The following is a 12349-nucleotide window of genomic DNA, read 5'->3' as shown; positions in this document are numbered from 1 at the left end:
GGGTGGGAGCGGGGGACGAAGCCGAGCGCGGGCTGTGGCTTCCGGACACGGCGCACCGCAGCGATCTGGTCGCGTTTGTGGACCACGTTCTGCGGCTCGACGATGCTGCGGTCATCCGGATCCGCGCACGGTCTGCCGGGTTGCTTTCGGTATGGGTAGCAACGGGTTTCGACGTGTTGGCCAGCCGGGTGGTGGCTGGCACCGTTCGTCCCGACGACTTGTCGGTCGGCGCGCGGGAACTGGCACAAGGGCTGGCGACGATGGATACCTCGAGCTATGTCGATCCCGGCTACTCGATGGACTCGGCGTGGCGGGGCGTGCTGCCCCCGGAAGCCGGCTTCACCCACGTCGACGACGTGCCCGCTCAGGTGATGCTCGAGCTCGCGCAGCGCGGGGCGCAACTGGCCAAGGAGCACGGCAGTTCGTCTGGTCCGCCGGTGTCGTTGCTCGACCAGGAGGTTGTGCAGGTCAGCTCCGGCGACATTGTCGTTGGGCTGCCGATGCGCTGTGTGTTCGCTTTGACCGCAATGGGTTTCCTGCCGCAGTCACCGGACTCGATCGATGCCGATGAGATGATCCGCGTCCGGGTGCTGCCGGCGTGGTTGCGTCTGGACGCTCGGTTTGGGTCTGTGTATCGACGTCGCGGCCATCCCGCGCTGGTCCTGCGGTGACGGTCCGGATTGTCGTGTCGCCACAGCAGTCATGTGCATAGCAAGTCCACCGTTCGGGTGTGCTCATCCGAGGCCTGACGCAGCGGAGTTACGACGGAATCGGGGGCTCCGGCCAGGTAGCTGATCGCGAGCTCCTGGAGCACGTGTGCGAGTTTGCGGACGGCATCGCTCAACTCGGTAGGAGTCGCTGGTTCCGCGGTGAGCCGATTCAGGAGGTAGTCGCCTCCGCTGTACAGGGCCAGGCGCGCGTTGACTGCTACCGCCAGATCGCCGATCGCGTCCCCGGGTACCGGGTTGATCTGATTGGTGTTCGACACGGTTGCCTGGCGCACGAGCCGGTGCGTGGCACAGACGCTGTCTTTCGCGTCGGAAATCTGTTGGCTGGTGAACGTTGGATCGGATGCCAACGGCGATCGGTTGCTGTCCGGTTGCGGACGAAACCATCCCACAAATCCGACGCTCAATGCGACGACTGCCAGCGCCAGGGCTGCCACGATGGGCCAACGTCGAGGCCCGTCCGGCGTCGCTGGCGGTGGTGGCTGCGGCGGCCCCGCCCATTGTGGCTGGGCAGGGAACCCCTGCGGACCCGGCTCGGGATAGGGCTCGGCGAACGGGATATCGGACATCGGCCGATGGTATCTCTGACTGCCGACCGCGCGGTCGGGCGGAGTTCGTTGGTCAACCTCACCCGAGCGGTCACCGCGGAGTTCTAGGTTGCTCTCGTGATGGAGACGGTGGCGGTTCTAGCGACATCCACCCGGGGCTGGCTGGGCGGACCCGCGCGACGAACCGTTCCTGCTGGCTACCCGGGCGTGCCGGGTGTGCCGGGTGTGCCGAAGAGTAGCCCGCCGGCGCCGCCTTCGCCGCCGGTCCCATCGGGCGGCCCGGTCCCTCCGGCCCCGCCGGCCCCGCCGTTGCCGATCAGCTGGGCGTTGCCGCCGTCGCCGCCGGCACCGCCACCCCCGAATGTCCCGCCGCTGCCTCCGTTGCCGCCGGTGCCGCCGTGGCCGCCAGTGCTGAACAACCACCCGGCGGCACCGCCCGCGGACCCGGAGCCGCCGGATCCGCCGTCGCCCAACGGAGCCGAGACGGATCCGTCGCCTTGCCCGCCGTCACCTCCGGAGCCGCCGGCCCCGCCATTGCCGATCAGCAAACCGCCGTTCGCGCCGGCTCCGCCGGCCCCACCGGCCCCACCGTTGCCGCCTTGATCGCCAGCTCCACCACTGGTGTCGCCGCCTCGCCCGCCTGCCCCGCCGTGACCCCCGGTGCCGCCGTCGCCGAGCAGCCACCCACTGGCACCGCCGATGGCGCCCTGGCCGCCTTGTCCGCCCTCGCCGGCGAGTCCGCCGTCGCCACCAGCGCCGCCGTCGCCGCCCGCGCCGCCCGCGCCGCCGTTACCCCACAACCCCCCACCGGACCCGCCGACCGCGCCGGCGCCCCCGGTGCCACCCGCGCCCGCGGTTGTACCGCTGAAGCGGCCGATGCCGCCTTGCCCGCCAGTGCCGCCGGCGCCTCCGTTGCCTAACAGCAACCCACCTTCTCCGCCAATACCTCCGGTGCCGCCTTTGCCGCCGTCGCCGACGCTCCTGTCCAGCCCCCCGCCGCCGTTGCCGCCGGCGGCGCCCGCGCCGCCGGCACCGCCATCACCCCACAGCCCGGCGGCGCCGCCACCACCACCGCTGCCGCCGAGACCGCCGGTGACCCCGGCTTCCGCGTTGGTAATGCTGCCACCGACTCCACCAACGCCGCCGGCACCGCCGTTGCCGTACAGCAGTCCGCCCTGCCCGCCGGCGCCGCCGGCACCACCCGCCCCGGCAGTCAGTGCGAAGTTGTCCCCACCGCCCTGACCTCCGCCACCACCGGCGCCGCCGTAGCCGAAGAGCCCGGTGGCGCCGCCGACGCCACCCCCACCGCCGTGACCAGCGGCGCCGCCCGTGGTGCCGCCGCCGCCGGTGCCGCCGATCCCACCAGCACCGCCGCTTCCGTACAGCCATCCGCCACGGCCGCCGGCACCGCCGGTGCCTCCATCGGCCCCAGTCCCGGTGTCTGGACTGAATCCGGCCCCGCCGACTCCGCCATTGCCGATCAGCCCGGCGTCCCCGCCATTGCCCCCGGTGGGGTTGGCTTCGGTGCCGGCGCCGCCGGCGCCGCCATTGCCAAAAAGCAACCCGCCGGCTCCTCCGTCTTGTCCGGGCGCCCCGTTGGCGCCGTCGCCGATCAGCGGGCGCCCGAGTAATGCTTGGGTAGGCGCGTTGATGGCTCCGAGGATCTGCTGCTCAACGGCTTGTAGCGGAGCGGCGTTGGTCGCCTCGGCCGACGCATAAGAGGCTCCGGCGGCGCTAAGGGCTCCTACGAACTGCTGGTGAAACCCCGCCATCTGGGCGCTGAGTGTCTGATACGCATGCGCGTGCCCGGAAAACACCGCCGCGACGGCGGCCGACACGTCGTCGGCGCCGGCTGCCAGCACTTCCGTGATCGGCTCCGCCGCGGCACCATTGGCCGCACTCAGTGCCGAGCCGATCCCGTCCAGGTCGGCCGCTGCGGCAATCAGAACCTCCGGTGCCGCCGTCACATTCGCCATCGCTGACCTCCGAGGAAGCTCCGTGGACCGCTGAGCCGGGCGTGTCGCCGTCACAGCGGGAGCTGTGAGGTCAGCGTATCGGGATCGCGTGGTACCCGCCGGGGTTTGCCGCGCTGGTTGTTACCTACCCACGCAGACAGGGGCACATGGCTAGCCGGGGTTGCCAGGTGGGCCGAACAGCAGCCAGCCAAGACCGCTGGCACCGGCGGTCCCTTCGGGTGCGGCCGGCTCCCCGGCGTCGGTGGCGCCGACGTCGCCGCCACCGACGCCGGGGCCATACGTGCTGCTGCCCCCTGCCCGCCACCGTTGTGACCCGGCCGGCCGTTGGTGCCGTCACCGATCAGCGGGCGCCCCAGCAACGCCTCGGTCCGAACGTTGATCACTCCGGGGATCGGGCTGCCGATCCGTTATTGGCCGCGCTCGTCGCTACACCAGCCAAGCTGCGCTGTCCGGCGGCAATGTGTGGTCGGCCAACGGCGCGCTGGCCAGTAACAGTTCTCCGGCCGGTAGTGCCAGTGGACGGTCACCGGCGTTCAGTGCGCACATCAGCCCGCCACCGCGGCGGAATATCAGCGTGTCTTTCGGTGCGGTGAGCCACTGGACATCGGTCCCGTCGAATTCGTCACGTCCCCTGCGTAATTGGAGCGCGTGTCGAAAGAATGAGAGCGTCGAGTCGGGGTCGATGGACTGCTCCTCCACGCTCAGCGCGGCCCACTCCGGCGGCATTGGTAACCAAGTGTCGGCGTGCGTGGAAAACCCAAACGGGGGATTGTCGCCGCACCACGGAATGGGAACACGGCAGCCGTCGCGGCCGCGTTCGGTATGTCCCGACCGTTCCCAGGTCGGATCCTGCAGCGCCTCATCCGGCAGTTCCACGTCGGGCAGCCCCAGCTCCTGACCGTTGTAGAGGAAGACCACACCTGGCAGGGCGAGCATCACCATCGCCATGGCTCGTGCCCGAGCCAGCCCGACCTCGCCGCCGCCGTAGCGGGTGACGACCCGGCCTACGTCGTGGTTGGCCAGCGTCCAGGTTGGCGTGGCGGCTTCGATCGCCGCGGCCGCCAGCGAGTTCTCGACCGCGTCACGGATCTCGGTCGCATCGAAGTCGGTCCGCGCCAGCCGGAAATTGAAGCCGAGGTGTAGTTCGTCTGGCCGTAAGTACTCCGCCCAGCGGGCATTGTCCTGTACCCACACCTCGCCGATACTCACCGCACCGGGGTATCGATCCATCACGGTCCGGATGTCGCGGTGTATCGCGTGCACGCTCGGGTGGTTGAAGCGCGGGTCGTCATCGGACTGCTGCAACACCGCGATGCCGAGGTCTGGTGAGTCCGGCAGGTCCGGCGGCTTGGCCATGCCGTGGGCGACATCGATGCGGAAACCATCCACCCCGCGTTCCAACCAGAAGCGCAGCGTTTTCTCGAAATCAGCGAAGACTTCCGGGTTGTCCCAATTCAGATCTGGCTGCTCGGTGTCGAACAGATGCAGATACCACTGGCCGGGTTTGCCATTCGGCTCGACCACCCGAGTCCAGGCCGGACCGCCGAACACCGATTTCCAGTTGTTCGGCGGCACGGTCCCATCGGGGCCCCGGCCATCGCGGAACAAATAGCGGTCGCGTGCCGTGCCGCCCGGGCCGGCGGCCAGTGCCGCCTGAAACCAGGGATGCGCCGAACTGGTGTGGTTGGGCACCACGTCCATGGTGACCCTGATGCCCAACTGGTGCGCCGCGGCGATCAGCCGTTCGAGGGCGACCATTCCGCCGAACAACGGGTCGACGTCGCGGGGATCGGCGACGTCATAGCCGTGATCCGCCATCGGCGACACGGTGACCGGGTTGAGCCAGATCGCATCGACACCGAGCTCTACCAGGTGATCCAGCCGGTCGGTCAACCCGTCCAGGTCGCCGACCCCATCGCCGTCGCTGTCCGCGAACGATCGGGGATAGACCTGGTAAAAGACCGCGCGCGACCACCACGGCTCCGGTCGACGAGCGCTGGCGCGAGGAGAGCCGGAGCCCATCGGATTCGGCTCCGGTCGACGAGCGCTGGCGCGAGGAGAGCCGGAGCCCATCGGATTCGGCTCCGGTCGACGAGCGCTGGCGCGAGGAGAGCCGGAGCCCATCGGATTCGGCTCCGGTCGACGAGCGCTGGCGCGAGGAGAGCCGGGGCCCGTCCGAGCCGGTCGCTGGTCGTGGTCCATCAAAACGGGGAGTTCACCAGCGAGTGGGCTGCCATTTCGAGGTAGTCGATCAATTCGCGCCGGTGCTCGTCGTCCAAGGTTTGGGAATCGATGGAGGCAATAGCGGTGTGCATGCACCGCAGCCAAGCGTCGCGTTCGATCAGCGAAATCCGAAACGGGGCATGGCGCATCCGCAGCCGGGGGTGGCCGCGCTGCTCCGAGTAGGTGCGCGGGCCACCCCAATACTGCTCGAGGAACATCCGCAAGCGTTCCTCGGCGCCCGGCAAGTCATCCTCGGGGTAGACCTGACGCAGTATCTCGTCCTCGGCGACCAGCGCATAAAACCGCGACACGATGGTGCGAAAGGTATCGGCGCCACCGACTGCGTCATAGAACGACTGTTGCTGTTGATCCATCCCCGCCATTGTGGTCCATTTGCGGCAGCCGCCCGGCCAGCCCCCCGGCTGTTCATCCGATCGACACGGCGCGGCCGTGACAATTGTCGTGCGATTAGTGGCGAATCGTGGTGGACTGTTCGGCGGAGGTTCTATGGCGCACGGCAAGAAGCGCCGCGGCCACCGCAGTTCCGGTCCCGCGGCGGGTGTACCCGGGCCCGCGTCATGCCTGCACAGCGTCGGCACCCATCCGCCCAATCGCCACGAGACCGCATCGATCTGGAACCGTCGGCGAGTGCTGCTGCTGAACTCGACGTACGAGCCGCTCACTGCATTGCCGATGCGCAGGGCGATCGTCATGGTGGTCTGCGGTAAGGCTGATGTGGTCCACGACGACCCGGCCGGCCCGGTCATCCACTCGGCCACGCGATCGATCGCTGTGCCGTCGGTGATCCAGCTGCGGTCTTACGTCAGGGTTCCCTACCGGGCACGGGTCCCGATGACCCGCGCGGCCCTCATGCACCGGGACCGATTCTGCTGCGCGTATTGCGGCGCCAAGGCCGACACCGTCGACCACGTAGTGCCCCGCAGCCGCGGTGGGGGCCACTCCTGGGAGAACTGCGTCGCCTGCTGCTCGCCGTGCAATCACCGCAAAGGGGACAAGCTGCTCACCGAACTCGGTTGGGCGTTACGTCGTGCGCCACTGCCGCCGAGCGGACAGCATTGGCGACTGCTGTCCACGGTCAAGGAGCTTGATCCCTCCTGGGCGCGATACCTCGGTGAAGGCGCCGCCTGACCGCAGACGTGATGGGATTCTGATCCCACCCCGCCGCCTGATTTCGCCCGACTCGTTTAGTGCTCCGGTGAACCAATCTCGTGTCCACCTTGTGTCCAGCTGCGCCAATCGCCGCCCCAGTGGGATACGGTTTGCTTCGTGAGCGCTATGGAGATCCACCTCTTCTTTGTCGGAATCCCGTTATTGCTGGTGGTCGTGCTGGCGGTGCCGATCTGGTCCCGCAAGGGACCCCACCCGGCGACCTACACTCTCTCGGAGCAGTGGACACATCCGCCGATCCTCTGGGCCGCCACCGACGAAGTGGTCGGTGACTCCCACGGCGGGCACGGTGGGCATGACGCGGCAGAGTTCACAGTTGGAGGTGGCGCCAGTGGCACATGGTGAGGTTGCGACGATCGAGCACCCCGAGCTTCCTAAAGGCTCAGTGCTGACCACCAGCGGACGGATCTCCGCGGTTACCGAGCCCGGGGAACTGTCCGTGCACTACCCGTTCCCGATCAACGACCTCGTGGCCCTGGACGACGCGCTGACCTACAGCTCACGAGCGTCGAAGGCGCGGTTCGCGATCTACCTCGGCGACTTGGGCAGCGACACTGCGGTACGCGCTCGCGAAATCCTGGCCAAGGTGCCGACGCCGGACAATGCCGTGCTGATCGCGGTCTCGCCCAACCAGTGCGCCATCGAGGTCGTCTATGGTTCGCAGGTCCGCGGTCGCGGCGCCGAATCGGCCGCTCCCCTGGGGGTAGCCGCAGCTGCCTCCGCGTTCGAGCAGGGCGACCTGGTCGACGGGCTGGTCAGCGCGATCCGCGTACTCAGCGCAGGAATTTCCCCCGGCTAGCCGGACCCGCTGCCGCTCGCCGCGCCGGCTAGGCGACAGCGTCGAACTTTCGGGCGCGCAGCGAGCGCTTCACCGCCGCCTGGCCTTCGAGCACCAGCCGGCGCAATGCCGGCGGGACCTCCGAGTCCGGGGCGGCCAGGAAATCATCGGCGGCGGCGATGCCCTCCTCGCTGATGTTCCAGTGAGGGTAGAGGCCGATCACCACCGTTTGTGCGACTTCGCTGGACCGGCGTGCCCACACCCCGGGAATCGCATCGAAGTAGCGTGCCGTGAGCGGCTGGAGCAGGGCTCCCTGTCCCGGGGAGGCAATGCCCGCGATGATCGCACGGCTGGTGGCATTGGCGAGGGTGTCGTCCTCGACGACCGTGGTAAACGAGCGGTCCTTGACCTCGAATTGCGGGCGCGCTGCGCGGGCTTGAGCGGCGTGGCGCTTGCCAGTCGCCGTCGGGTCGCGTTCGGCCTCAGCGTCGATCGTCGGTGTCTGTTGCTCGTCAGAGTCGATAGCGCCCGCTCGCGCCAAGGCGGTCACGATCCGCCAGCGCAGGTCGGTGTCGACGTCCAGGCCCGTCATCCCCAGCTCCGTGGGGTCACTGTCGAGCAGCGCAGCCAGCGTCTGCACGTGCCGCGGCGACAGCACCGACGAACACAACGCGTTGATGAACGCGAGTTGATGATCCGACCCCGACGCCGCGGCGCGCGCCAATTCCCACAGCCGGTCGGCGAATTGCGGCCAGCCGTACTCGTGGGCCCAATCCGGTTCCGCATAGGATCCCAGTGCGGTTTGCGCCTGCAGCAGCAGCCGCTGTGTCACCCCAACCTCCGTCTCGGCGTGCACGCCGTCGGAAACGAGTGAGACGAAATCGCGGGCGCGCAATTCGGCTTCGCGGGTCATCTCCCAGGCCGCCGACCACACCAGGGTGCGCGGCAGCGGCTCGGCGATGTCGGCGATGCGTCTCATCGCCGTCTGCAGCGACTCGGTATCCAACCGCAATGAACAGTAGGTGAGGTCATCGTCGTTGACCAGAATCAGTTTTCCCCGCGAAACCCCAATCATCGCAGGAACTTCCGTGACTGCGCCCGCGACGTCGATCTCTTCCCGATGGATGCGTACCAGCTTGCCCGACCCGTCGTCGTCATAGATGCCGATCGCCAGCCGATGCACCCGGGTCTCACCGGCACCGGGCGCGGCGCCGCTCTGCTGTACCGCGAACCGGGTGAACCGGCCGTCGGCGTCGACATCGAAGTCTGGTTGCAATGTGTTGAGACCGGTTGTTTTCAGCCACTGTCGCCCCCATGTCGACAAGTCGCGGCCCGAAGCGGTCTCCAGTGCCGTCAGCAGATCGTCGAATGTGGCGTTGCCATATGCGTGGGTGCGGAAGTAGTCGCGCAGCCCGGCGAGGAAGTGGTCCAGCCCGACGTACGCGACGAGTTGCTTGAGCACCGAAGCGCCCTTCGCATAGGTGATGCCGTCGAAGTTCACTTCGACCGCGGCCAGGTCCGGGATTTCGGCAGCGATCGGGTGCGTGGAAGGCAACTGATCCTGCCGGTAAGCCCACGACTTTTCTACGTTTGCGAATGTTGTCCAGGCCTCGGTGAATTCGGTGGCCTCGCTCTGGCACAGCACCGACGCGAAGGTGGCGAAGGACTCGTTCAGCCACAGATCGTCCCACCAGGTCATGGTGACCAGGTCGCCGAACCACATGTGCGCCATCTCGTGCAGCACCGTCTCGGCCCGCCGTTCGTACGATGCCCGAGTGACCTTGCTGCGGAACACGTAGTCCTCCAGGAAAGTCACCGCACCGGCGTTTTCCATTGCGCCGGCGTTGAATTCGGGAACAAAGAGCTGGTCGTATTTGCCGAATGCGTAAGGCACGCCAAAGTGCTTGTGGTAGAAGCCGAATCCCTGTTTGGTTTGGGTGAACAATCGCTCGGCGTCCATGTGTTCGGCCAGCGAGGTCCGGCAGTAGATACCCAGCGGAATTTCCCCGTATTCGTCGCGGTAGGTGTCGTCCCACGCGGCATACGGTCCGGCGATCAGGGCCACCAGGTAGGTGCTCATCCGCACAGTGGTGGCAAAGGTATGTACCGTACCCGCGCCGGTCTGCGCGACGTTGGTGGCCGCGCCGTTGGTGATGACCTTCCAGTGCCGGGGAGCGGTGACCCGCATGTCGAAAGTGGCCTTGAGGTCGGGCTGATCGAAACAGGCGAACATGCGTTTGGCGTCGGCGGTCTCGAATTGCGAGTACAGGTAGGTCTCCCCGTCCACCGGGTCGACGAAGCGATGCAGGCCCTCGCCGGTGTTGGAGTAGCGGCAGTCGGCGTCGACGATCACAACATTGCGGTTGGCCAGCCCGCGCAGCGGGATCCCGGTCGATTCGTCGTAGGCAGAGACGTCCAATTCCCGGCCGTTGAGGGTAGCGCTGCGCACCGTCTCGGCGGCAATGTCGATGACCGTGTCAGCGCCGGCCAGCGCGTCGAAGACGACGGTGGTAGTGGACCGGAAGGTGTGTTCGCCCGGCGCGCCGCTGGCATCGGGGCCAGCGGTGACATCGAGGTTGATCTGGTAGCTGCCGACGGTGACCAGCGCGGCGCGTTCGACAGCCTGGTCCCGAGTGAGGTTAGGAAGGGCCACGGATTCCAACATAACGGCAGGAGCGCGGCGCCCGTGTCAGGCGGTGGGTTGGTCCGCGAGCTCCGAATGGTTCGTCACAGCCGGACGCCGCAACTCGACAGCGTTCGACGGGAACAGTCTGGCTGCGGCGGTGGTTGTGGTGAGCGGACGCCGCTGTTTCACGTACGAGAGGACCACACAATGCCCGAGAAGGCCCCCGAGAAGTCTTTGCAGAAGTCGCAAGCCGATTTCTGGTTCGATCCGCTGTGTCCGTGGTGCTGGATTACGTCGCGCTGGATCCTTGAGGTGGAGAAGGTCCGCGACATTCAGGTGAACTTCCACGTCATGAGCCTGGCGGTGCTCAACGAAGGCCGGGAAGGGCTCTCCGAACAGTATCGCGAGCTCATGGGCAAGGCTTGGGGGCCCGTACGGGTGGCAATCGCCGCCGAGCAGGCTCATGGCGCTGGTGTCTTGGACCGGTTGTACACGGCGATGGGCACGCGGATTCACAACCAGGGGAACAAGGACCTCGACGATGTCATCGCGGCCTCTCTCGCCGAAGCAGGTCTGCCCGCCGAACTGGCCGAGGCCGCTAGCACAGATGCCTACGACGACGCCCTCCGCAAGAGTCACCACGCGGGGATGGACGCGGTGGGCGACGACGTCGGCACACCGACGATCCACGTCAACGGTGTGGCGTTCTTCGGCCCGGTGCTGTCGAAGATCCCGCGCGGCGAGGACGCCGGCAAACTCTGGGACGCTTCGGTGACCTTTGCGGCGTATCCGCACTTCTTTGAGCTCAAGCGGACCCGGACCGAACCGCCCCAATACGACTAGCCAGACGCGCCGGGCTAGTTCGGCCACCCCGGGCGCCTACCCCACGCGGATAGGGCGATGGTGTCGGATTCTTTGTCGTGCAGAATGTCCGGCATGCGCGTCTACTTGGGTGCCGACCATGCCGGATTCGAACTTAAGCAGCAGATCGTCGATCACCTGAAGAAGTCCGGACACGAGCCAATTGACTGTGGCGCTTTCAGCTACGACGGCGACGATGACTACCCACCGTTTTGCATCGCCGCTGCGGCACGTACGGTGGCCGACCCGGGCAGCCTGGGGATCGTGCTGGGCGGATCCGGCAACGGCGAGCAGATAGCCGCCAACAAGGTCCCTGGCGCCCGTTGCGCCCTGGCGTGGAGCGTCGAGACCGCGAGCCTGGCCCGTGAGCACAACAATGCCCAGCTGATCGGCATCGGCGGGCGTATGCATACCGTTGCCGAGGCACTGGCCATCGTCGATGCCTTCGTTTCCACGCCATGGTCTCAGGCGCCACGGCACCAACGGCGCATCGACATTCTCACCGAATACGAACGGACCCACGAGGCGCCGCCGGTACCTGGCACCAGCTCTTGAGGCGACAAGCAGGACCACAGTTCAGGACCACAATTCAGGAGTAGCCCGTGCCCGAAGGGCATACCCTGCATCGGCTGGCTCGCCTGCACCGGCGTCGGTTTGCCGGTGCGCCAGTCGCAGTGTCGAGCCCACAGGGCCGGTTCGCCGATTCCGCCGCCGTCGTGGACGGCGGGGTGTTGCGGCGCGCTAGCGCTTGGGGCAAGCATCTTTTTCATCACTACGGCGATGGCGCGGTTGGGGGTCGGGTAGTTCATGTGCATCTCGGGCTCTACGGCACCTTCACCGAATGGGCGCGCCCGACCGATGCGCACCTTCCCGAACCCGTCGGGCAGGTGCGGATGCGGATGGTCGGCGCCGACTACGGCGCGGACCTGCGGGGCCCGACGGTGTGCGAGCTGATCGACGAAAGTCAAGTCGTCGATGTGGTTGCCCGACTCGGACCCGACCCGTTGCGCACGGATGCCGATGCTTCGCGAGCTTGGATGCGGATCGCAAAGTCCCGCAGGCCTATTGGCGCTCTCCTGATGGACCAGACGGTGATAGCCGGTGTTGGGAATGTGTATCGCAGCGAGTTGCTGTTTCGCCACGGGATTGACCCCTACCGGACTGGTCGCGGGGTCGTCGAGGCCGAGTTCGCCGCGGCGTGGGCCGATCTGGTAGCGCTGATGAAGATTGGCCTACGGCGCGGCAAGATCGTGGTGGTCCGCCCGGAGCATGACCATGGCCCGCCGTCCTACCTGCCCGGGCGGCCTCGCACCTACGTCTACCGCCGCGCGGGTGAACCCTGCCGAGTGTGTGCGGGCGCGATCCGCACGTCCGTGCTTGAGGGCCGCAATGTCTTCTGGTGCCCGGCCTGCCAAACGTGA

The 12349-nt window shown here is 67.4% G+C and carries 13 protein-coding genes; 7 read left to right on the top strand and 6 right to left on the bottom strand.

Annotation, left to right across the window (positions count from 1 at the left end; all coding sequences use genetic code 11):
* The first annotated feature begins 2 nt into the window (after positions 1–2).
* Positions 3–671 (top strand): DUF8010 domain-containing protein, encoded by a 669-nt coding sequence (locus tag F6B93_RS15655; protein WP_211695890.1) that lies wholly within the window; start codon positions 3–5, stop codon positions 669–671.
* Between the two features lie 29 nt (positions 672–700).
* Here the strand turns inward: F6B93_RS15655 and F6B93_RS15650 are convergent, their stop codons facing one another.
* The 5 genes from F6B93_RS15650 to F6B93_RS15630 all read right to left on the bottom strand — a co-directional run bounded on the left by F6B93_RS15650 (position 701) and on the right by F6B93_RS15630 (position 5849).
* A complete protein-coding gene (locus tag F6B93_RS15650; protein WP_246540801.1) occupies positions 701–1297 on the bottom strand; it encodes a hypothetical protein in 597 nt (198 codons plus the stop codon).
* Positions 1298–1473: 176 nt separating this feature from the next.
* Positions 1474–3252 (bottom strand): PE family protein, encoded by a 1779-nt coding sequence (locus tag F6B93_RS15645; RefSeq protein ID WP_211695889.1) that lies wholly within the window; start codon positions 3250–3252, stop codon positions 1474–1476.
* Between the two features lie 50 nt (positions 3253–3302).
* The gene (locus F6B93_RS15640; RefSeq protein ID WP_211695888.1) at positions 3303–3635 is read right to left on the bottom strand and encodes a hypothetical protein; all 333 of its coding nucleotides are present in this window, start codon (positions 3633–3635) and stop codon (positions 3303–3305) included.
* A 43-nt stretch (positions 3636–3678) separates the two neighbouring features.
* Complete coding sequence (locus F6B93_RS15635; RefSeq protein ID WP_425518461.1) at positions 3679–5325, bottom strand: glycoside hydrolase family 13 protein; 1647 nt, start codon at positions 5323–5325, stop codon at positions 3679–3681.
* A 128-nt stretch (positions 5326–5453) separates the two neighbouring features.
* Entirely contained in the window at positions 5454–5849 is a 396-nt protein-coding gene (locus F6B93_RS15630) for a globin (protein WP_211695886.1), read from the bottom strand.
* A 133-nt stretch (positions 5850–5982) separates the two neighbouring features.
* Between F6B93_RS15630 and F6B93_RS15625 the strand changes: the two genes are divergently transcribed.
* The 3 genes from F6B93_RS15625 (at position 5983) to F6B93_RS15615 (ending at position 7462) form a co-directional block, all read left to right on the top strand.
* On the top strand, positions 5983–6624 hold the full coding sequence (locus tag F6B93_RS15625) for an HNH endonuclease (protein ID WP_211695885.1): 642 nt from the start codon (positions 5983–5985) through the stop codon (positions 6622–6624).
* 147 nt (positions 6625–6771) lie between these two features.
* Complete coding sequence (gene ctaJ / locus F6B93_RS15620) at positions 6772–7008, top strand: aa3-type cytochrome oxidase subunit CtaJ (RefSeq protein ID WP_211699537.1); 237 nt, start codon at positions 6772–6774, stop codon at positions 7006–7008.
* On the top strand, positions 6995–7462 hold the full coding sequence (locus tag F6B93_RS15615) for a DUF5130 domain-containing protein (RefSeq protein WP_211695884.1): 468 nt from the start codon (positions 6995–6997) through the stop codon (positions 7460–7462). The genes ctaJ and F6B93_RS15615 overlap by 14 nt, the downstream gene beginning before the upstream one ends.
* Positions 7463–7490: 28 nt before the next feature.
* Here F6B93_RS15615 and pepN read toward each other — a convergent pair whose 3' ends face one another.
* Positions 7491–10094, bottom strand: a complete 2604-nt coding sequence (gene pepN / locus F6B93_RS15610; RefSeq protein WP_211695883.1) for an aminopeptidase N — start codon at positions 10092–10094, stop codon at positions 7491–7493.
* 180 nt (positions 10095–10274) lie between these two features.
* On the opposite strand from pepN, the gene F6B93_RS15605 reads away from it, so the two are divergent.
* The 3 genes from F6B93_RS15605 (at position 10275) to F6B93_RS15595 (ending at position 12349) form a co-directional block, all read left to right on the top strand.
* A complete protein-coding gene (locus tag F6B93_RS15605) occupies positions 10275–10910 on the top strand; it encodes an Rv2466c family mycothiol-dependent reductase (protein WP_211695882.1) in 636 nt (211 codons plus the stop codon).
* A 93-nt stretch (positions 10911–11003) separates the two neighbouring features.
* Positions 11004–11483, top strand: coding sequence for a ribose-5-phosphate isomerase (locus F6B93_RS15600; protein ID WP_211695881.1), 480 nt, complete (start codon positions 11004–11006; stop codon positions 11481–11483).
* A 47-nt stretch (positions 11484–11530) separates the two neighbouring features.
* Positions 11531–12349 (top strand): Fpg/Nei family DNA glycosylase, encoded by an 819-nt coding sequence (locus F6B93_RS15595; protein ID WP_211695880.1) that lies wholly within the window; start codon positions 11531–11533, stop codon positions 12347–12349.

The organism is Mycobacterium spongiae (assembly GCF_018278905.1).
Lineage (GTDB): Bacteria > Actinomycetota > Actinomycetes > Mycobacteriales > Mycobacteriaceae > Mycobacterium > Mycobacterium spongiae.
The sequence above is the reverse complement of the archived record's forward strand: the minus strand, read 5'-3'. Positions and strand labels throughout refer to the sequence as shown.

What these genes read in the sequence shown, in the direction of transcription:
- ctaJ (WP_211699537.1), top strand. Translation starts at nt 6,772, where the DNA reads ATGGAGATCCACCTCTTCTTTGTCGGAATCCCGTTATTGCTGGTGGTC.
- F6B93_RS15645 (WP_211695889.1), bottom strand. Translation starts at nt 3,252, where the DNA reads ATGGCGAATGTGACGGCGGCACCGGAGGTTCTGATTGCCGCAGCGGCC.
- F6B93_RS15605 (WP_211695882.1), top strand. Translation starts at nt 10,275, where the DNA reads ATGCCCGAGAAGGCCCCCGAGAAGTCTTTGCAGAAGTCGCAAGCCGAT.
- F6B93_RS15635 (WP_425518461.1), bottom strand. Translation starts at nt 5,325, where the DNA reads ATGGGCTCCGGCTCTCCTCGCGCCAGCGCTCGTCGACCGGAGCCGAAT.
- F6B93_RS15600 (WP_211695881.1), top strand. Translation starts at nt 11,004, where the DNA reads ATGCGCGTCTACTTGGGTGCCGACCATGCCGGATTCGAACTTAAGCAG.
- F6B93_RS15650 (WP_246540801.1), bottom strand. Translation starts at nt 1,297, where the DNA reads ATGTCCGATATCCCGTTCGCCGAGCCCTATCCCGAGCCGGGTCCGCAG.
- F6B93_RS15630 (WP_211695886.1), bottom strand. Translation starts at nt 5,849, where the DNA reads ATGGATCAACAGCAACAGTCGTTCTATGACGCAGTCGGTGGCGCCGAT.
- F6B93_RS15625 (WP_211695885.1), top strand. Translation starts at nt 5,983, where the DNA reads ATGGCGCACGGCAAGAAGCGCCGCGGCCACCGCAGTTCCGGTCCCGCG.